Raw genomic sequence first — 19,472 nt, forward strand, 5'->3', positions numbered from 1 at the left:
GTAACAAAGTGGGGCAAAAAGTGGGCCAAAAAAAACCGCCCGGGTGCGCCGGGCGGCTTGGAGCAGGCTGGCTGGCTAAGAATTACTTGCCGCGGGTGCCCACAACTTCGATTTCCACGCGGCGGTTTTTAGCGCGGCCGGCGGCGGTCTTGTTGTCGTCGACTGGCTGCTTCTCGCCCTTGCCTTCGGTGTACACGCGGTTCGCTTCCACGCCTTTGGAGACCAGGTAGGCTTTGACAGCTTCCGAACGGCGGACCGACAGCTTCTGGTTGTATTCATCGGTACCCACGGAGTCGGTGTGACCCACGGCGATGATGACTTCCAGGTTGATGGCGCCCAGTTTCGAGCTCAGGTCGTCCAGCTTGGCTTTGCCTTCAGGCTTCAGCACGGCTTTGTCGAAGTCGAAGAAGGCGTCGGCGGCGAAGCTGACTTTTTCCGAGGTTGGTGCTGGAGCCGGTGCCGGCGCAGGCGCTGGGGCCGGTGCTGGAGCCGGTGCCGGCGCTGGTGGCGGCGGCGGTGCTACGCACTTGCCGTTTTCCAGCTTCTCTGGCTCAACGCAGATCGGCAGATCGCAACCTGGCACGGCGTCAGCCGGGGTCCAGTAGCCGGTGCGCCAGCACAGGCCGAACGGATCGCGGGCGATCACGCCGCGTGCATCCTGCACGTAGGCGCTCTTCGGCGTAGGAGCTTTGATGTCCTGGGTCACCGGGGCGAAAGGTGGGGAGGTAGGCTGCTGGGCCGTGGCGGAACCAGCGATCACTGCCGACGCAGCAAAAATCGATGCAACATATTTATTCATATTTTTTCTTCCTTTCGGGGTGATATCCGCAGTAAAGACTGCGCGACGGTGGTACGTGGGGCGCATCCTACCATATGCCCCTATGTCGCGCCGGTTCCCGATTGCGAAACAAGCAATTAACTTCTCGTCCATTTTGCCATAGGCATGGAAATGGAATACCAACATCGCAAACTGAATCCGGGTCGCAATTGACCAAAATGTTGTTTTTGCGCAACGTCGGCCGAAATAATAACGTTTCATTATTTCAGCCCGATGACAGGGCGATGACAGGGGCTGGCGCCGGAATTGCGCAGCAGCCATGGCGCGCATGCTAAAATCGTACGCTTGTCTGCGGACAGCGGGTAATCACGGTTAGCGTGCGTAACAGATAAGTCAACCTCAGTAAAGAACAGACGAACCCACCCATGGATCAATTCGCAAAAGAAACAATCCCAATTTCCCTCGAAGAAGAGATGCGCAAGAGCTACCTCGATTACGCCATGAGCGTGATCGTGGGTCGTGCCTTGCCGGATGCGCGCGACGGCCTGAAGCCGGTACACCGCCGCGTCCTGTTCGGGATGCACGAACTGAACAATGTCTGGAACCGCCCTTACGTCAAATGCGCGCGCGTGGTCGGCGAAGTCATGGGTAAATACCACCCGCACGGCGACGCCTCGATCTACGACACGCTGGTGCGCATGGCGCAGGACTTCTCGCTGCGCTACATGCTGGTCGACGGCCAGGGCAACTTCGGTTCGGTCGACGGCGACAACGCCGCGGCCATGCGTTACACCGAGTGCCGCCTGGACAAGATCGCCGGCGAAATGCTGGCCGACATCGACAAGGACACGGTTGATTTCGCACCGAACTACGACGGCAAGGAAAAAGAGCCGACCGTCCTGCCGACCCGCATCCCCAACCTGCTGATCAACGGTTCGTCCGGCATCGCGGTGGGCATGGCCACCAACATCCCGCCGCACAACCTGACCGAGGTGATCAACGGCGCGCTGCACGTGCTGCGCAACCCGGATTGCTCGATCGACGAGCTGATCGAACTGATCCCGGCGCCGGACTTCCCGACCGCCGGCATTATCTACGGCGTGTCCGGCGTGCGCGACGGCTACCGCACCGGCCGCGGCCGCGTGGTCATGCGCGCCAAGACCCACTACGAGGAGTACGGCAAGGACGGCGGCCGCACCGCCATCATCGTTGACGAGCTGCCCTACCAGGTCAACAAGAAATCGCTGCTGGAGCGCATCGCCGAAAACGTGCGCGACAAGAAACTGGAAGGCATTTCCGACATCCGCGACGAGTCCGACAAGTCGGGCATGCGCGTGGTGATCGAGCTGAAGCGCGGCGAAGTGCCGGAAGTGGTGCTGAACAACCTGTACAAGCAAACCCAGCTGCAAGACACCTTCGGCATGAACATGGTGGCGCTGGTCGATGGCCAGCCCAAGCTGCTGAACCTGAAAGAGATGCTGCAGTGCTTCCTGTCGCACCGCCGCGAAGTGGTCACGCGCCGCACCGTGTTCGAACTGCGCAAGGCGCGCGAACGCGGCCACGTGCTGGAAGGCCTGGCCGTGGCGCTGGCCAACATCGACGATTTCATCGCCATCATCAAGGCCGCGCCGACGCCGCCGGTGGCCAAGACCGCCCTGATGGAGCGCGGCTGGGATTCGTCCATCGTGCGCGAAATGCTGGCCCGTACCGGCGACGAAGGCCAGGCCGGCATCGACGCCTTCCGCCCCGAGCACCTGCCGAAGCACTACGGCCTGCAGCCGGACGGCATGTACAAGCTGTCCGACGACCAGGCGCAAGAGATTCTGCAGATGCGCCTGCAGCGCCTGACCGGCCTGGAACAGGACAAGATCGTCAATGAGTACAAGGACGTGATGGCCCTGATCGCCGACCTGCTGGACATCCTGTCCAAGCCGGCCCGCGTGACCACCATCATCACCGACGAAATGACCGCCGCGCAGCTGGAATACGGCAGCAAGGACGAGCGCCGCTCCACCATCGAGCACAACGCCACCGACCTGGGCACCGAGGACCTGATCACGCCGCAGGACATGGTGGTGACGCTGTCGCACCTGGGCTACATGAAGTCGCAGCCGATTTCCGAATACCGCGCGCAGAAGCGCGGCGGACGCGGCAAGCAGGCCATGGCCACCAAAGACGAGGACTGGATCGACCAGCTGTTCATCGCCAACACGCACGACTACATCCTGTGCTTCTCCAACCGCGGCCGCATGTACTGGCTGAAGGTGTGGGAAGTGCCGCAAGGCTCGCGCAACTCGCGCGGCAAGCCTATCGTGAACATGTTCCCGCTGCAGGACGACGAGAAGATCACCGTGGTGCTGCCGCTGTCGGGCGAAAACCGCACCTTCCCGGAAGACCACTACGTGTTCATGTCCACCAGCCTGGGCACCGTGAAGAAGACCCCGCTGAAGGACTTCAGCAACCCGCGCAAGGCCGGCATCATCGCCGTGGACCTGGACGAGGGCGACTTCCTGATCGGCGCCGCGCTGACCGACGGCCAGCACGACGTGATGCTGTTCTCCGACGCCGGCAAGGCGGTGCGCTTCGACGAGAACGACGTGCGTCCGATGGGCCGTACCGCGCGCGGCGTGCGCGGCATGAACCTGGAAGAGGGCCAGAACGTGATCGCGCTGCTGGTGGCCGAGAACGAGCAGCAGTCCGTGCTCACGGCCACCGAGAACGGCTTCGGCAAGCGTACCCCGATCACCGAGTACACCCGTCACGGCCGCGGCACCAAGGGCATGATCGCCATCCAGACCTCCGAGCGTAACGGCAAGGTGGTGGCGGCCACGCTGGTGGAGCCGACCGACGAGATCATGCTGATCACCACGGGCGGCGTGCTGATCCGCACCCGCGTGGCCGAGATCCGCGAGATGGGCCGCGCCACGCAAGGCGTGACCCTGATCGCGGTGGAAGACGGCACCAAGCTGTCCGGCCTGCAGCGCATCGTGGAAACCGACATCGACGAGGTGGAGCTGGAGCCATCCGGCGGCGCGGCCGCCGCTGCGGCCCCGGACGAGCCGGAGGCGGCACCGGAGTAAGTTGCAGCAGCCGTAGGGCGGGTTAGGCGGTACGCCGTCACCCGCCATGCCGGCGGCGCAATTGATTTGCTGGCGGGGCCGGTGTCGTGTTCGCAGAATAATGCGACAATGACACGGCCCCGTTTTTCATTTAAAAGGAACAAGTTGTGACGAACATCTACAATTTCTCGGCCGGTCCCGCCGTGCTGCCGAAAGAAGTGCTGGCCCAGGCAGCGGCTGAAATGCTTGACTGGAACGGCAGTGGGATGTCCGTCATGGAAATGAGCCACCGCGGCCCGGAGTTCATTTCGATCTACCGCGCCGCCGAGCGCGACCTGCGCGAGCTGCTGGCCGTGCCGGACAACTACAAAATCCTGTTCATGCAGGGCGGCGGCTTGTCGCAGAACGCCGTCATCCCCATGAACCTGGTGGGCGGCGCCGACAGCACGATCGACTTCGTGCAGACCGGCTCCTGGTCCGGCAAGTCCATCAAGGAAGCGGCGCGCTACGCCAGGGTGAACGTGGCCGCCAGCGCCAAGGACAACGGCTACACCTTCGTGCCGCCGCAATCCGAATGGAAGCTCACGCCAGGCGCGGCCTATCTGCACCTGTGCACCAACGAGACCATCGACGGCGTCGAGATCGACTTCGTGCCCACCGCGCAGGGCGGCACCACCCTGGTGGCCGACATGTCCTCGCACATCCTGTCGCGTCCCGTGGACGTGTCGAAGTACGGCGTGATTTTCGGCGGCGCGCAGAAGAACATCGGCCCGGCCGGCGTCACCGTGGTCATCGTGCGCGAAGACCTGCTGGGCAAAGCCCTGCCGTTCTGCCCGTCCGCGTTCGACTTCAAGAACGTGGCCGACAACGAATCGATGTACAACACGCCGCCCACCTACGGCATCTACATCGCCGGCCTGGTGTTCCAGTGGCTCAAGCGCCAGGGCGGCGTGGCCGAGATGGAACGCCGCAACAAAGAAAAAGCAGCGCTGCTGTACGCCGCGCTCGATGCGGACGACTTCTACCAGAATCGCGTCCTGCCGCCATACCGCTCGCGCATGAACGTACCGTTCTACCTGCGCGACGAAAGCAAGAACGAAGCATTCCTGGCCGGCGCCAAAGCGCGCGGCCTGTTGCAGCTGAAGGGCCACAAGTCCGTCGGCGGCATGCGTGCATCCATTTACAACGCCATGCCTATCGAGGGCGTGCAAGCCCTCGTCGATTACTTGAACGAATTCGCCGGCCGTTGAGTGCCGGCCGCTAAGGCAACCTTCATGAACGATAAACTCAAACCCCTGCGCGAGCAGATCGACGCGATCGACGCGCAGATCCTCGCCTTATTGAACCAGCGCGCCAAAGTGGCGCAGGAAGTCGGCCACGTCAAGGCCGAGACCAATGCGCCGGTGTTCCGCCCCGAACGCGAAGCGCAGGTGCTGCGCGGCGTGGCCGACCGCAATCCCGGCCCCATGGTCGCCACCGACGTGCAGACCATCTTCCGCGAAATCATGTCCGCCTGCCGCGCGCTGGAAAAGCGCGTCACGGTGGCCTATCTCGGCCCGGTCGGCACCTTCAGCGAACAGGCCGTGTACCAGCAGTTCGGCAGCGCCGTCGAAGGCTTGCCGTGCGCCTCCATCGACGAAGTGTTCCGCGCCACCGAGGCGGGCACCGCCGATTTCGGCGTGGTGCCGGTGGAGAACTCGTCCGAGGGCGCGATCAACCGCACGCTGGACCTGATGCTGGGCACCACCACGCTGATCAGCGGCGAAGTCGCCATCGCCGTGCACCACAGCCTGATGACCAAGACCGGCAATATGGACGGCGTGCAGGTGATCTGCGCCCATTCGCAGGCGCTGGCGCAATGCCAGGTGTGGCTGAACCAGAACTACCCCAACATCGAGCGCCGCGCGGTCGCGTCCAACGCCGAAGCGGCGCGCATGGCCGGCGACGACGCCACCGTGGCGGCGATTGCCAGCGAAATGGCGGGCACGCAGTACAAGCTGGGCGTGGTCAAGGGCCACATCCAGGACGACCCGCACAACCGCACGCGCTTCGCCGTCATCGGCCACCTGCAGACGCTGCCCTCCGGCAAGGACCACACTTCGCTGGTGCTGGCCGTGCCGAACAAGGCGGGCGCGGTGTACCAGCTGCTGGCGCCATTGGCCAAGCACGGCGTGTCGATGACGCGCTTCGAATCCCGCCCGGCCCGCATCGGCACCTGGGAGTACTACTTCTATGTGGACGTGGACGGCCATGTGAACGACCCGGCCGTGGCGCAGGCGCTGGCGGAACTGAAAGACCAGGCCGCATTCTTCAAGGTGCTGGGTTCCTACCCGGTCAGTCTGACTTAACACGAGAATTACCATGTCCAAGAACTTCGGTCCTGAATACGTCCGCGCCATCGCCCCATACCAGGCTGGCAAACCCATCTCTGAAGTGGCGCGCGAGTTCGGCCTCGACGAGGCGGCCATCGTCAAGCTGGCGTCCAATGAAAACCCCTACGGCGTGCCGGAGTCGGCCAAGGCCGCCATGGCTGCCGCCGCCGCCGAGCTGGGCCGCTACCCGGACGCCAACGGCTTCGAACTGAAGGCCGCGCTGTCCGAGCGCTACGACGTGCCGGCCGACTGGATCACCCTCGGCAACGGCAGCAACGACATCCTGGAAATCGCCGCCCACGCCTTCGTGGAAAAGGGCCAGTCCATCGTCTATGCGCAGTACTCGTTCGCCGTGTACGCGCTGGCCACGCAAGGCGTGGGCGCGCGCGCCATCGTGGTGCCGGCCAAGGACTACGGCCACGACCTGGACGCCATGGCCGCCGCCATCGAGGCGGCAGGCGACGATGTGCGCCTGGTCTTCATTGCCAACCCGAACAACCCGACCGGCACTTTCATCGGCGCGGCCGAGATCGAAGCCTTCCTGAAGAAGGTGCCGGCCAACGTGGTGGTGGTGCTGGACGAGGCCTACAACGAATACCTGTCGCCGGAAAACCAGTACGAATCGGCCGCGTGGGTCAAGCAGTACCCGAACCTGCTGGTGTCGCGCACCTTCTCCAAGGCGTACGGCCTGGCCGGGCTGCGCGTGGGCTTCTCCATCGCCCAGCCGGCGCTGACGGACCTGATGAACCGCATCCGCCAGCCGTTCAACGTGAACTCGCTGGCGCAGGCGGCCGCCATCGCCGCGCTCAACGACAAGGACTTCCTGGAGCAGGGCGCGCGCAACAACGCCGCCGGCTACCAGCAGTTCGTGGAAGCGTTCGAGCAGATGGGCCTGGAGTATGTGCCGTCCTACGGCAACTTCGTGCTGGTCAAAGTGGGCAAGGACCTGGCCGCAGGCGCGCGCGTCAACCTGGCGCTGCTCAAGCAGGGCGTGATCGTGCGCCCGGTGGGCAACTACGGCCTGCCCGAGTGGCTGCGCATCTCCATCGGCCTGCCGCAGGAAAACGCCATCCTGATCTCGGCTTTGCAGAAAGCGCTGGCATCGGACCGTGAATAATGTAGCAAACAAGATCGTCATCTTCGGCGTCGGCCTGATCGGCGGCTCGTTTGCGCGGGCGCTGAAACAGGCCGGCGCCGCGCGCAGCATCGTCGGCATGGACCGTTCGCCGGCGTCGCTGCAGCGCGCGCTGGAGCTGGGCATCATCGACGCGATCGGCGATGGCTCGGAGGCCGGCCTCGCCGCCGCCATGCAGGACGCTGACCTGGTGCTGCTGGCCGCGCCGGTGGCGCAGACCGCCGCCATCCTGGCGGCCCTGCTGCCGCACCTCGGCCCGCGCACCGTGGTCACCGACGCCGGCAGCACCAAGGGCGACGTGGCCGCCGCCGCGCGCGCCGTGCTGGGCGACAAGCTGGGCCGCTTCGTGCCCGGCCACCCCATCGCCGGCCGCGAAACCAATGGCCCGGACGCGGCCATTCCGAATCTGTATCAGGGCAAGAAAGTAGTGCTCACGCCGCTGGCCGAAAACGCCGAAGCGGACGTGGAGCTGGTGGCCGCCGCCTGGCGTGCCTGCGGCGCTGTGATCCATCGCCTCTCGCCGGAAGAACACGACAAGGTGTTCGCCGCCGTCAGCCATTTGCCCCATTTGCTGGCTTACGCACTGGTGGACGACATCGCCCACAAGCCGCACGCCGATCTGCTGTTCCAGTACGCCGCCAGCGGCTTCCGCGATTTCACGCGCATTGCCGGCTCGTCGCCCGAAATGTGGCGCGACATCAGCCTGGCCAACCGCGCCGCGCTGCTGACGGAACTGGACGCCTATCTGGCACAATTGACCACGCTGCGCGCGCAGCTTGCCGCCGGCGACGGCGCCGCCCTGGAGGCGGTGTACGGCAACGCCCGCCACGCGCGCGAGCGCTGGATCGCGACGATAGAGGCGGCCGAAGCGCCGCCCGCACAAGACAAAGCTGAATAAGCAAAAGGACAGGCATGACGCAGCATCAATCCCAATACCCCGAGCACCTCGACCTGACGCCGGTCGCCCACGTTGAAGGCGTGGTGCGGCTGCCGGGCTCGAAATCGATCTCCAACCGCATCCTGCTGCTGGCCGCGCTGGCCGAGGGCGAAACCCGCATCGGCGGCCTGCTGGCCTCGGACGACACGCACGTGATGCTCAACGCGCTGCGTTCGCTGGGCGTGCAATGGAGCGAACAGCCCACCATGGACGGCTACCCCATGCACACCGTGCAGGGCGCGGGCGGCCAGGGCGGCGACACCGGCGTGCAGCTGGCGCCGTCGGCCGACCTCTTCATGGGCAACGCCGGCACCGCCATCCGCCCGCTGACGGCCGCGCTGGCCGTGATCGGCGGCGACTACACGCTGCACGGCGTGCCGCGCATGCACGAGCGCCCGATCGGCGACCTGGTGGACGCGCTGAACGCCATCGGCGCGCAGATTGAATACACCGGCAACCCCGGCTATCCGCCGCTGCACATCCGCAAGGGCAAGCTGACGGCGCAGCGCCTGTCGGTGCGCGGCGACGTGTCCAGCCAGTTCCTCACCGCGCTGCTGATGGTGGCGCCGCTGATGGCGCAAGGCCACGCCGTCACCATCGATGTCGTCGGCGAACTGATTTCCAAGCCCTACATCCAGATCACGCTGAACTTGATGCGCCGCTTCGGCGTCACGGTGGAGCAGGACGGCTGGGCCGCGTTCACCGTGCAGGCCGGCCAGCGCTACCGCAGCCCGGGCCTGATCCACGTGGAAGGCGACGCCTCGTCGGCGTCCTACTTCCTGGCCGCCGGCGCCATCGGCGGCGGTCCGGTGCGCGTGGAAGGCGTGGGCCGCGACTCGATCCAGGGCGACGTGCGCTTTGCCGAGGCGCTGGAACGGATGGGCGTGCAGATCACCATGGGCGACAACTGGATCGAAGCCAAGGGCAACGGCCCGCTGAAGGCCGTGGACATGGACTTCAACCACATCCCGGACGCCGCCATGACCATCGCCGTGGCCGCGCTGTACGCCGAGGGCACCACCACCTTGCGCAACATCGCCAGCTGGCGCGTGAAGGAAACCGACCGCATTGCCGCCATGGCCACCGAGCTGCGCAAGCTGGGCGCCGACGTGGAGGAGGGCGCCGACTACCTGAAGGTGACGCCGCCGGCCGTCATCGGCAGCGCCGCCATCGACACCTATGACGACCACCGCATGGCGATGTGCTTCTCGCTGGCCTCGCTGGACGGCGCGTTGCGCAAAGGCAATAATGTGCGGATCAACGATCCCAAGTGCGTGGCCAAGACTTTCCCTGACTATTTCGCCGCGTTTGCGGCGATAGCGGACAAATAAGACATTTATGCCGACATCCCACATTCCTGTCATTACCATTGACGGCCCCACCGCATCCGGCAAGGGCACCGTCGCACACAAGGTTGCCGACCACCTCGGCTTCCACCTGCTGGACTCGGGCGCGCTCTACCGTTTGACCGCGCTGCAGGCTATCCGCCGCGACACCAGCCTGACCGACGAACACGCGCTGGCCAAGCTGGCCGAGCACCTGCACATCAGTTTTACCGGTGAGGCGGTGTTTTTGTCGCATGAAAACGTCACCGACGCGATCCGGCAGGAAGAGGTGGGCAATACGGCATCGAAAATCGCGGCCTTCCCGGCCGTGCGCCAGGCGCTGTATGGCCTGCAGCTGGGCTTTCGCAAGACGCCGGGCCTGGTGGCCGACGGGCGCGACATGGGCACGGTGATCTTCCCTAGCGCCCCGTTGAAGGTGTTTTTGACGGCCAGCGTGCAGGCGCGTGCGGAACGCCGATATAAGCAATTGATAGCTAAGGGATTTTCTGCTAATATGGAAGACCTCCTGATGGATTTGAAGGCAAGGGATGACCGGGATACGAACCGGGCCATCGCGCCGCTGGTCCCCGCAGAGGGGGCGCATGTCCTCGATACCTCGCAGATGACCGTCGATGAGGCGGTTTCGCAGGTGTTGCAGTGGTATGCGGCCGTCGGGAAATAGTTGGTTGCCGGGCAAGCTCTGAGTGCCATGGCAGTTTATTAACCCTAACCCAGTTGAAGCCGCATGGTGCGGGTCTTACTGGCTAACCTGGAAGTACTATGTCTAATATGGAAAGTTTCGCAGCCCTCTTCGAGGAATCCCTGTCCCGTCAGGACATGCGTTCCGGCGAAGTGATCTCCGCTGAAGTCGTTCGTCTGGATCACAACTTCGTGATCGTAAACGCCGGCCTGAAATCGGAAGCTTTCATCCCTGTTGAAGAATTCAAAAATGACCAAGGCGAACTGGAAGTCAAAGTAGGCGACTTCGTTTCCGTGGCCATCGAATCGCTGGAAAACGGTTTCGGCGATACCATCCTGTCGCGCGACAAAGCCAAGCGTCTGGCTTCGTGGCTGGCTCTGGAAAAAGCAATGGAATCCGGCGAAATCGTCGTCGGTACCGTCAATGGCAAAGTCAAGGGCGGCCTGACCGTTCTGACCAACGGCATCCGCGCGTTCCTGCCAGGTTCGCTGGTGGACACCCGTCCTGTCAAAGACACCACCCCGTTCGAAGGCAAGACCCTCGAATTCAAGGTTATCAAGCTGGACCGCAAGCGTAACAACGTCGTTCTGTCCCGCCGCGCCGTCATCGAAGCTTCGATGGGCGAAGAGCGTCAGAAACTGATGGAAACGCTGAAAGAAGGCACCGTGGTAACCGGCGTGGTGAAAAACATCACCGACTACGGCGCGTTCGTGGACCTGGGCGGCATCGACGGCCTGCTGCACATCACCGACCTGGCATGGCGTCGTGTGCGTCACCCATCGGAAGTGCTGACCGTTGGCCAGGAAATCACCGCGAAAGTCCTGAAGTACGATCAGGAAAAGAACCGCGTTTCGCTGGGCGTGAAGCAACTGGGCGACGACCCATGGACCGGTCTGTCCCGTCGTTACCCACAAGGCACCCGCCTGTTCGGTAAAGTAACGAACCTGACCGACTACGGCGCGTTCGTTGAAGTGGAACAGGGCATCGAAGGCCTGGTACACGTTTCCGAAATGGACTGGACCAACAAGAACGTTGCTCCTAACAAGGTTGTCCAGCTGGGCGACGAAGTAGAAGTGATGGTTCTGGAAATCGACGAAGAGCGTCGTCGTATTTCGCTGGGCATGAAGCAGTGCAAAGCCAACCCATGGGATGACTTCGGCGTAACCCACAAGAAGGGCGATAAAGTCCGTGGCGCCATCAAGTCGATCACCGACTTCGGCGTGTTCATCGGCCTGGCCGGCAACATCGACGGCCTGGTGCACCTGTCCGACCTGTCGTGGACCGAGTCCGGCGAAGAAGCCGTGCGCAAGTTCAAGAAGGGTGACGAACTGGAAGCCGTGGTTCTGGCCATCGACGTTGAGCGCGAGCGCGTGTCCCTGGGCGTCAAGCAACTGGAAGGCGACCCGTTCAACAACTTCGCAGCCATCAACGACAAGGGCGCACTGGTTACCGGTACCGTCAAGTCGGTTGAGCCTAAGGGCGCCGTGATCCAGCTGTCCGAAGAAGTTGAAGGCTACCTGCGCGCTTCCGAAATCTCCCGCGATCGCGTGGAAGATGCCGGTACGCACCTGAAGGTGGGCGATTCCGTGGAAGCGCTGGTCATCAACATCGACCGCAAAGCACGTTCGATCCAGCTGTCGATCAAAGCTAAAGACAATGCTGAAACTGCAGAAGCCATGCAGAAGATGGCATCGGTCGACAGCAGCGCCGCTTCGGGCACCACCAGCCTGGGCGCACTGCTGAAAGCCAAGTTCGACAACAAGAACTGAGCGTCAGTCTACGTAGATGACCAAGTCCGAGTTGATCAACCGCCTGGCTGAGCGTTATTCTCAGCTGGTGGCCAAGGATGCGGAGTACGCCGTCAAGACGATACTCGATGCGATGACCGGCGCGCTTGCGAGCGGCCAGCGCATCGAGATCCGCGGCTTCGGCAGCTTTGCTTTGAATAGCAGGCCGCCCCGTATCGGCCGCAATCCGAAGTCCGGCGACAAGGTGATGGTGCCCGAAAAACGGGTGCCGCACTTCAAGCCGGGCAAGCAGTTGCGCGAGCGTGTCGACGCGATGGTGGGCCAGCCCATCATCGAGGACTGAAGCGTCTACATGACGGTAGCCGGGGCGGGTGCAAGCCTGTTCCGGCTGATGTAAAAGAGCGGCGTCCCTGGATGCCGTTTTTTTTTGAAACGGGAAGCTGACGAATGAAAATTGTTTCCACTGTTTTTGGTTTTATCCTGTTCGTGCTGTTTTTCGGCTTCGCCTTGAAAAACACCCAGGAAGTGAATCTGGTCCTGTTCCTGAATTACGAATTACGCGGCCCCCTGGTGCTGATGCTGCTCGGCTTCTTTGCCGCCGGCGCCTTCCTCGGCGTGCTCGCACTCACCCCCACCGTGTTCCGCCACCGGCGCGAAGCGACCAAACAAAAATCCACGATCCAGACGCTGCAAACCTCGGCCCTGCAGGTGAATGCGCAGCCGCAGCCGGACAGCATCAACACGCAACAATAATCCTAAGAAAAGTATGGAATTCGAACTCTGGTGGTTGTTGGGCATGCCCATTTTCTTCGGCCTGGGCTGGGTCGCCGCGCGGGTGGACATCCGCCAGCTGGTGTCCGAGTCGCGCAGCCTGCCGCGCGGCTATTTCAAGGGCCTGAACTTCCTCTTGAACGACCAGCCGGACAAGGCCATCGACGCCTTCATCGAGATCGTGCGCCTGGACCCGGAAACGTCCGATATGCACTTCGCGCTGGGCAACCTGTTCCGCCGCCGCGGCGAGACCGAGCGCGCCATCCGCGTGCACCAGAACCTGCTGTCGCGCCCGGACCTGCCGGCCGAGCAGAAAGCGCACGCCGAGTATGAACTGGGCATGGACTACCTGAAGGCCGGCCTGCTGGACCGCGCCGAGGAAACCTTCAAGCGCCTGGTCGATACCTCGTACGGCGTGCAGGCGCGCCGCTCGCTGCTGGAGATCTTCCAGCGCGAGAAGGAATGGCCGCGCGCCATCGAGGCCGCCATCGGCCTGCAGGAATCGGGCGCCGGCGCGCGCCAGAAGGAGATTTCGCAGTTCTACTGCGAGATGGCGCAGGACGCGCTGGTCCACATCCACCCCGACGAAGCGCTGCAGCTGCTGGAACAGGCGCTGCAGGCCGACCGCACCAGCGTGCGCGCCACCATCCTGGTGGGCGACGCACAGCTGATGCAGGGCGACGTCGAGGCCGCGCTGAACACCTGGCGCCGCGTCGAGCAGCAAAGCGTACCGCACGTGGCGCTGGTGGCGCAGCGCCTGATGGACGGCTACAAGAAGGTCGGCCGGCCGCAGGAAGGTGTGTCCGTGCTCAAGTCCTACCTGGAGCAGGCCTCGTCGATCGACCTGCTGGAGGTGGTGTTCAAGGCCGTCATCGAGCTGGACGGCGTGGGCGCGGCCAAGCAGCTGGTGAGCGACGAACTGCGCCGCACGCCGACCCTGCTGGGCCTGGACAAGCTGCTGGAAGCGCGCATGATGGACGCGCCGGCGGAGCTGCTGTCGGAACTGTCGATGGTCAAAGGCCTGGTGCACGGCTATACCCAGAAGCTGGCGCGCTACCAGTGCGGCCACTGCGGTTTCAAGGCACGCCAGTATTACTGGCACTGCCCGGGCTGCAGCAAGTGGGAATCCTACCCGCCGCGCCGCACGGAAGAACTGAACGTAATGAATTGATGCGCCGGCGGATTACGCCTTCGGCTAATCCGCCCTACAGCCGCCACGGTCCGTGGATGGACGTAGGGCGGGTTAGCGCAGCGTAACCCGCCGAGCGCGCCGCGACCCTGAGAGACCTGCCATGAGCACTGCCGTGACTACCTACCAAGCCCCCGCGCTCGACCAAGTGCGCATCCTCGTCGTCGGCGACGTGATGCTGGACCGCTACTGGTTCGGCGACGTGAGCCGCATTTCGCCGGAAGCGCCGGTGCCCATCGTGCGCGTGGACAAGCGCGAGGCGCGCCTGGGCGGCGCGGCCAACGTGGCGCGCAACGCGGCCGCGCTGGGCGCGCATGCCGGCCTGCTGGGCGTGGTCGGCGCCGACGAGGCCGGCGACCAGGTGGAGCAGCTGCTGCACGGCGGCGGCATCCACAGCTACCTGAAGCGCGACGAAGCCATCTCCACCATCATCAAGCTGCGCGTCATCGGCCGCCAGCAGCAGATGCTGCGCATCGACTTCGAAGAGCCGCCCAGCGACACCGTGCTGCGCAACAAGCTGATGCAGTACAAGGCCTTGCTGGCCGACTACGACGTGATCATCCTGTCCGACTACGCCAAGGGCAGCCTGGTCAACGTGGCCGACATGGTGGCGGCCGGCCGCGCGGCCGGCAAGGTGGTGATGGTGGACCCGAAAGGGGACGACTTCACGCGCTACGCCGGCGCCACCGTGCTCACGCCCAACAAGTCCGAATTCCGCCACATCGCCGGCGGCTGGAGCAGCGAAGAGCAGCTCACCGCCAAGGCGCAGCAGCTGCGCGCCGAGCTGAGGCTGGACGCGCTGCTGCTGACCCGTTCGGAAGAAGGCATGACCTTGTACACCGAACAGGAAGTGTTCCACATCCCGGCCGACGCGCGCGAAGTGTTCGACGTGTCCGGCGCCGGCGACACCGTGATTGCCACCATGGCGGCCATGCTGGGCGCGGGGGCGGGCTGGAACGAAGCGGTGCAGACGGCCAACCGCGCCGGCGGCATCGTGGTGGGCAAGCTGGGCACGGCCACCGTCACGCGCGAGGAACTGTTCGGCTGAGCCTGATCTACTTGTGGTTGCCAATGCGGGGACGCGGACCTAAGATGTAAGCAGTTTCCCGCACAGGTGGCCGCCATGAATACATTGCGCATCGGCAGTATCTTGTTCTTGTTGGCGCTGGCCGGCTGCGGCGCGGGCGACAACCCCGCTCCCGCCGCCACCGCCGCGCCCAGCCTGCTGTCCCAAAGCGGCCCAGCCCCATCGGTGCGCCAGGGCGCCGCGCCCGAATTCATCACCTTTGCCGGCAACCGCAGCCAATACACGATTGGCGCCGCCGAGGGCGGCTATGCCGTCACCGACATCGTCAGCGGTGCAGCGCAGGTGGTGCCGCCGAACAGCCGCCTGCGCTTCGCCGATACCGCCTGGGCGCTGGACCTGGACGGCGTGGCCGGCCGCACCTACCGCCTGTACCAGGCCGCTTTCAACCGCAAGCCGGACTTGGCCGGCCTGGGCTTCCAGATGTACGCGCAGGAAGTGCTGGGCCTGTCCTTCACGCAGATCTCGCAGAACTTCATCGACAGCGCGGAGTTCGCCGCCACTTACGGCAGCCTGGATTCGGTCGGCTTCGTCACGCTGCTGTACGCGAACGTGCTGCGCCGCGCCCCGGATGCCGAAGGGCTGGCGTTCCATGTTTCCTTCCTGGAGGGCACGCGGCCGGACGGCCGCCGCCTGACACGCGCCGAGGTGTTGTTCGGCTTTTCGGAATCGGCGGAAAACAAGGCGCTGGTGCTGCCGGACATTAAGAATGGCCTCGAATACACGCCGGGGGGCACCACCGCGCCGTCCAATCCGGCCACCGATTTTATCGGCAGCTACACCGGCAGCATACGCGGCGACGACACCGGCACACTGACCTTCACCGTCACCGAGAGCGGCGCTTTGGTTGGCCTGCTCCATTCGAACGCCTTTAACGTGGACATGAGCGGGGTGACCGGCATCGCGCCAGGCGGGCGCTACCTGATCACGCTGGCCGGCGGCGGCCACAGTTTCGACTTTAGCGGCAGCTTCAACCTTGCCACCGGCGTGGCGGCCGGCAGCTGGACCGTTACAGGCGTGCCGACTATCGGCGGCGTGTACTCGGCAGTCAAGCCTGCCGCGCCGCCCCCGCCGCCGCCCGTCACCTATGCGCAGCAGATCGCGCCCATCATCGCGCAGCGCTGCATGCCGTGCCACTCTGCGCAGCCGACCCAGCCTGGCTACGGTACTGCGCCGCTCGGCATCCGCTTCGACAGCGAGGCGGAGGTGCGCGCTCGCGCCGGCGATATCCAGCGCGTGGCCGTGATCCAGAAGAGCATGCCCTACGGGAACATCACCGATATGACGCAGGCCGAGCGCGACCTGCTGGCCGCCTGGTTCGCGGCAGGCATGCCTTGAGGCTGTCGCCGTTGCCGGTTTCAACGATAATGGGCGGACACAGCAACCGTAGGGAGTCCGCCCTGTTCACCGTTGAATTCCACGCCATGGCCAGCCCGTGCCAGGTGCTGCTGGCCGCCGCCAGCGAAGCCGAAGCGCGCGCGCTGGCCGAGCCGGCCATCGCCGAAGTGCGGCGCATCGAAACCAAGTACTCGCGCTACCGCGCCGACAGCGTGGTCAGCGCCATCAATGGCGCGGCAGGGCGCCACGCCGTGCCGCTGGACCAGGAAACCGTGGCGCTGCTGCAATACGCCGACCAGCTGTTCGAGCTGAGCGGCGGCCTGTTCGACATCACCACCGGCGTGCTGCGCAAGGCCTGGAACTTCGGCGTGCCGCGCGTGCCCGCGCCGGACGAGCTGGCGCCGCTGCTGGCCCTGACGGGTTGGCGCCGCGTGCAGCGCGCGGCGCACAGCGTGCGCCTGCCGCTGGCCGGCATGGAACTGGACTTCGGCGGCTTCGGCAAGGAATACGCGGCCGACCGCGCCGCCGCCGCGCTGCTGGCGCAAGGCGTGCGCTCCGGCTATGTGAACCTGGGCGGCGACATGCGCGTACTGGGTCCGCAGCCCGACGGCAGCCCGTGGCGCATCGGCATCCAGGACCCGCGCCGCAAAGACCGCACCATGGCTTCCATCGACGTGGCCAGCGGCGCGCTGGCCACGTCGGGCGACTACGAGCGCTACTTCGAGCTGGACGGCCGGCGCTATTGCCACATCCTCGACCCCGCCACAGGTTACCCGGTGTCGGTCTGGCGCTCGGTGAGCGTGCTGGCGCCGCTGACGGTGGCGGCCGGCGCGTGCGCCACCATCGCCATGCTCAAGGGCGCGCAGGCGCAGGCCTTCCTGGACGCCAGCGGCAATGCCTGGCTGGCGCAGGATGCGGCCGGCGTCCTGCACAGCAAAGGGGTTTGATCTGCCGCAAAGTGGCGGCGTCAACCCCGGATGGGGGAGGGCGTTAATGGCTGGCGTGCGGAACCCCGCTACGCTATCCAACCTGATGGAGACAGATATGATGAAGAAACTATTGATGGCAATCGCCGCGCTGGTGGCAACGATGGGCTTCGCATTCGCACAGGTAGACGTGAACAAGGCCGACGCGGCCGCGCTTGACGCGGTGAAGGGCATCGGCCCGGCCAAGTCCAAGGCCATCCTGGACGAGCGCGCCAAGGGCGGCGAGTTCAAGGACTGGGCCGATTTCGAGAAGCGCGTGAAAGGCGTGGGCGAGAAAAACGCCATCAAGCTGTCCGAAGCCGGGCTGCAGGTGAACGGCAAGTCGCGCGAGGGCGCCGCCGCCAAGCCGGCCAAGGCGGACAAGGCAGACAAAGCGGACAAGGCAGGCAAGGCCGACAAGATGGCCGCCGCGCCCGCCGGCAAATAGCGGGCAAATAGGAGGCAAATAGCCGGCAAATAGCCGGCGAATAATTAGCGGCAGCACCCGGGCAAGCCCCGCCGCGCCATGGCGGGGCTTGCTGCAACTTGCCGATACAAAAATCCCGTTCCGCCGTGTGCGGGCTTCATGAGAAGATCGCAGCCTGTTACCAACACAGGACTCGCATTCATGGCCTACTCCACCCTCGCATTGCTGGCAGCGAGCGCTGCGATCGCCGCCGGCAGCGCCAGCGCCGCGCCCGCCGCCGCGCCAGATACCGCCCGCCACCAGCCGGAGATCGACAAGATCGTGCGCAACATTTCGCCGCAGCGCATCGAAGCGACCATCCGCAAGCTGGTCTCCTTCCAGACCCGGCACACCATGTCCGACACCGAGTCCGACACGGTGGGCATAGGCGCCGCGCGGCGCTGGATCAAGAGCGAATTCGAGCGTTGCAATGCGCAGAACGGCGGCCGCCTGCAGGTGCAGTTCGACGGCCACATCGCGCCCGTGTCGCGCCGCATCAGCCGCCCGACCGAGATCGTCAACGTGGTGGCCACCTTGCCCGGCACGCAGGACGCGTCGAAAGAGCGCATCTACGTCGTCAGCGGCCACTACGACTCGCGCAACACGGACGTGATGGATGCGACCGGCTTCGCGCCCGGCGCGAACGACGACGCATCTGGCACGGCGGCCGTGATGGAGATGGCGTGCGTGATGTCCCGGTACAAATTCGACGCCACGCTGGTGTTTATGACGGTGGCCGCCGAAGAGCAGGGCCTGCTGGGCGCGGCGCACTGGGCTGAGCAGGCGAAACAGAAGAAGCTCAACATCGCCGGCATGTTCACCAACGACATCATCGGCAGCTCGCGCGACGAGCACGGCAAGGTGGACGACAAGCAGGTGCGCCTGTTCGCGGAAGGCTTGCCGGTGGAGAAGGAGGCGAGCGAGGCCAACCGCACGCTGATCCAGACCGGCGGCGAGAACGATTCGATTTCGCGCCAGCTGGCGCGGCATGTGAAGGAGCAGGGCGAGCGCTACGTGAAAGACTTCAAGGTCAACGTCATTCAGCGCCGCGACCGCTACCTGCGCGGCGGCGACCACATGCCTTTCCTGGAGCGCGGCTACGCGGCGTTGCGCTTCACCGAGCCGGCGGAGGACTTCAACCACCAGCACCAGAACGTGCGCACGGAAAACGGCGTGCTGATCGGCGACATGCCGGAGTACAACGACTACAACTACATCGCCAAGGTGGCGCGCGTGAACGCCGCCGCGCTGGCCACGCTGGCGCTGGCGCCGGCCGCGCCGCAGCAAGTGCAGGTGCGTACTGCGCAGCTGGAGAACGATACGGCGCTGGTGTGGAAGGCGAACAGCGAGCCGGACCTGGCGGGCTACCGCGTCGTGTGGCGGGCGACCGATGCGGCCGTCTGGCAGGGCAGCAAGTTCGTCGGCAATGTTACCGAGGCGCGCTTGCCGCTGTCGAAGGACAACTATTACTTCGGCGTGCAGGCCATCGACAAGGACGGCAACGCCAGCCCCGCCACGTACCCTGTGCCGCTGCGCTGAGCCGCTGCGGCGGGTTACGTGCCTGCGGCACTAACCCGCCCTACGGATTGCGGATCAGGCATGCGC

At 64.8% G+C, this 19,472-nt stretch carries 17 protein-coding genes; 16 read left to right on the top strand and 1 reads right to left on the bottom strand.

The features are described from left to right. Nucleotides 1-82 precede the first annotated feature (82 nt). Entirely contained in the window at nucleotides 83-799 is a 717-nt protein-coding gene (gene ompA / locus ACFJI2_RS03390; protein WP_107877052.1) for an outer membrane protein OmpA, read from the bottom strand. A 404-nt stretch (nucleotides 800-1,203) separates the two neighbouring features. Here ompA and gyrA point away from each other — a divergent pair, with 404 nt between their 5' ends. The 16 genes from gyrA to ACFJI2_RS03470 all read left to right on the top strand — a co-directional run bounded on the left by gyrA (nucleotide 1,204) and on the right by ACFJI2_RS03470 (nucleotide 19,406). Further along, nucleotides 1,204-3,858: a DNA gyrase subunit A gene (gene gyrA / locus ACFJI2_RS03395; protein ID WP_107877050.1), complete on the top strand. Its 2,655-nt coding sequence runs from the start codon at nucleotides 1,204-1,206 to the stop codon at nucleotides 3,856-3,858. 146 nt (nucleotides 3,859-4,004) lie between these two features. Next, nucleotides 4,005-5,087, top strand: coding sequence for a 3-phosphoserine/phosphohydroxythreonine transaminase (serC, locus tag ACFJI2_RS03400; protein WP_377703744.1), 1,083 nt, complete (start codon nucleotides 4,005-4,007; stop codon nucleotides 5,085-5,087). Between the two features lie 24 nt (nucleotides 5,088-5,111). Next, nucleotides 5,112-6,185, top strand: a complete 1,074-nt coding sequence (gene pheA / locus ACFJI2_RS03405; protein WP_028833810.1) for a prephenate dehydratase — start codon at nucleotides 5,112-5,114, stop codon at nucleotides 6,183-6,185. 13 nt (nucleotides 6,186-6,198) lie between these two features. Further along, nucleotides 6,199-7,326, top strand: coding sequence for a histidinol-phosphate transaminase (gene hisC / locus ACFJI2_RS03410; RefSeq protein ID WP_132139311.1), 1,128 nt, complete (start codon nucleotides 6,199-6,201; stop codon nucleotides 7,324-7,326). Then, nucleotides 7,319-8,242: a prephenate dehydrogenase/arogenate dehydrogenase family protein gene (locus ACFJI2_RS03415; RefSeq protein WP_028833812.1), complete on the top strand. Its 924-nt coding sequence runs from the start codon at nucleotides 7,319-7,321 to the stop codon at nucleotides 8,240-8,242. Before hisC ends, ACFJI2_RS03415 begins: the two co-directional genes overlap by 8 nt. A 14-nt stretch (nucleotides 8,243-8,256) precedes the next feature. Next, a complete protein-coding gene (gene aroA, locus ACFJI2_RS03420; protein ID WP_377703745.1) occupies nucleotides 8,257-9,612 on the top strand; it encodes a 3-phosphoshikimate 1-carboxyvinyltransferase in 1,356 nt (451 codons plus the stop codon). Between the two features lie 7 nt (nucleotides 9,613-9,619). Next, on the top strand, nucleotides 9,620-10,288 hold the full coding sequence (cmk, locus tag ACFJI2_RS03425; RefSeq protein ID WP_377703746.1) for a (d)CMP kinase: 669 nt from the start codon (nucleotides 9,620-9,622) through the stop codon (nucleotides 10,286-10,288). A gap of 107 nt (nucleotides 10,289-10,395) precedes the next feature. Beyond that, nucleotides 10,396-12,075, top strand: coding sequence for a 30S ribosomal protein S1 (gene rpsA / locus ACFJI2_RS03430; protein WP_056402965.1), 1,680 nt, complete (start codon nucleotides 10,396-10,398; stop codon nucleotides 12,073-12,075). 16 nt (nucleotides 12,076-12,091) lie between these two features. Next, entirely contained in the window at nucleotides 12,092-12,397 is a 306-nt protein-coding gene (locus ACFJI2_RS03435; RefSeq protein WP_050408958.1) for an integration host factor subunit beta, read from the top strand. Nucleotides 12,398-12,501: 104 nt separating this feature from the next. Further along, complete coding sequence (locus ACFJI2_RS03440; protein ID WP_107877036.1) at nucleotides 12,502-12,807, top strand: lipopolysaccharide assembly LapA domain-containing protein; 306 nt, start codon at nucleotides 12,502-12,504, stop codon at nucleotides 12,805-12,807. 13 nt (nucleotides 12,808-12,820) lie between these two features. Further along, complete coding sequence (lapB, locus tag ACFJI2_RS03445) at nucleotides 12,821-13,996, top strand: lipopolysaccharide assembly protein LapB (protein ID WP_107877034.1); 1,176 nt, start codon at nucleotides 12,821-12,823, stop codon at nucleotides 13,994-13,996. Nucleotides 13,997-14,117: 121 nt separating this feature from the next. Further along, a complete protein-coding gene (gene rfaE1, locus ACFJI2_RS03450; protein WP_377703747.1) occupies nucleotides 14,118-15,062 on the top strand; it encodes a D-glycero-beta-D-manno-heptose-7-phosphate kinase in 945 nt (314 codons plus the stop codon). Between the two features lie 75 nt (nucleotides 15,063-15,137). Continuing rightward, nucleotides 15,138-16,436, top strand: a complete 1,299-nt coding sequence (locus ACFJI2_RS03455; protein ID WP_377703748.1) for a DUF4214 domain-containing protein — start codon at nucleotides 15,138-15,140, stop codon at nucleotides 16,434-16,436. 29 nt (nucleotides 16,437-16,465) lie between these two features. Further along, on the top strand, nucleotides 16,466-17,383 hold the full coding sequence (locus ACFJI2_RS03460; RefSeq protein ID WP_377703750.1) for an FAD:protein FMN transferase: 918 nt from the start codon (nucleotides 16,466-16,468) through the stop codon (nucleotides 17,381-17,383). 97 nt (nucleotides 17,384-17,480) lie between these two features. Then, nucleotides 17,481-17,849 carry a helix-hairpin-helix domain-containing protein gene (locus ACFJI2_RS03465; protein WP_107877026.1) on the top strand — a complete coding sequence of 123 codons (369 nt, stop codon included), beginning with the start codon at nucleotides 17,481-17,483 and terminating at the stop codon, nucleotides 17,847-17,849. A 180-nt stretch (nucleotides 17,850-18,029) separates the two neighbouring features. Continuing rightward, nucleotides 18,030-19,406, top strand: a complete 1,377-nt coding sequence (locus tag ACFJI2_RS03470) for a M28 family peptidase (RefSeq protein WP_377703752.1) — start codon at nucleotides 18,030-18,032, stop codon at nucleotides 19,404-19,406. Nucleotides 19,407-19,472: the final 66 nt, after the last annotated feature.

It is taken from the genome of Pseudoduganella sp. UC29_71 (genome assembly GCF_042693265.1).
In the GTDB taxonomy this organism is placed as follows: domain Bacteria; phylum Pseudomonadota; class Gammaproteobacteria; order Burkholderiales; family Burkholderiaceae_D; genus Rugamonas.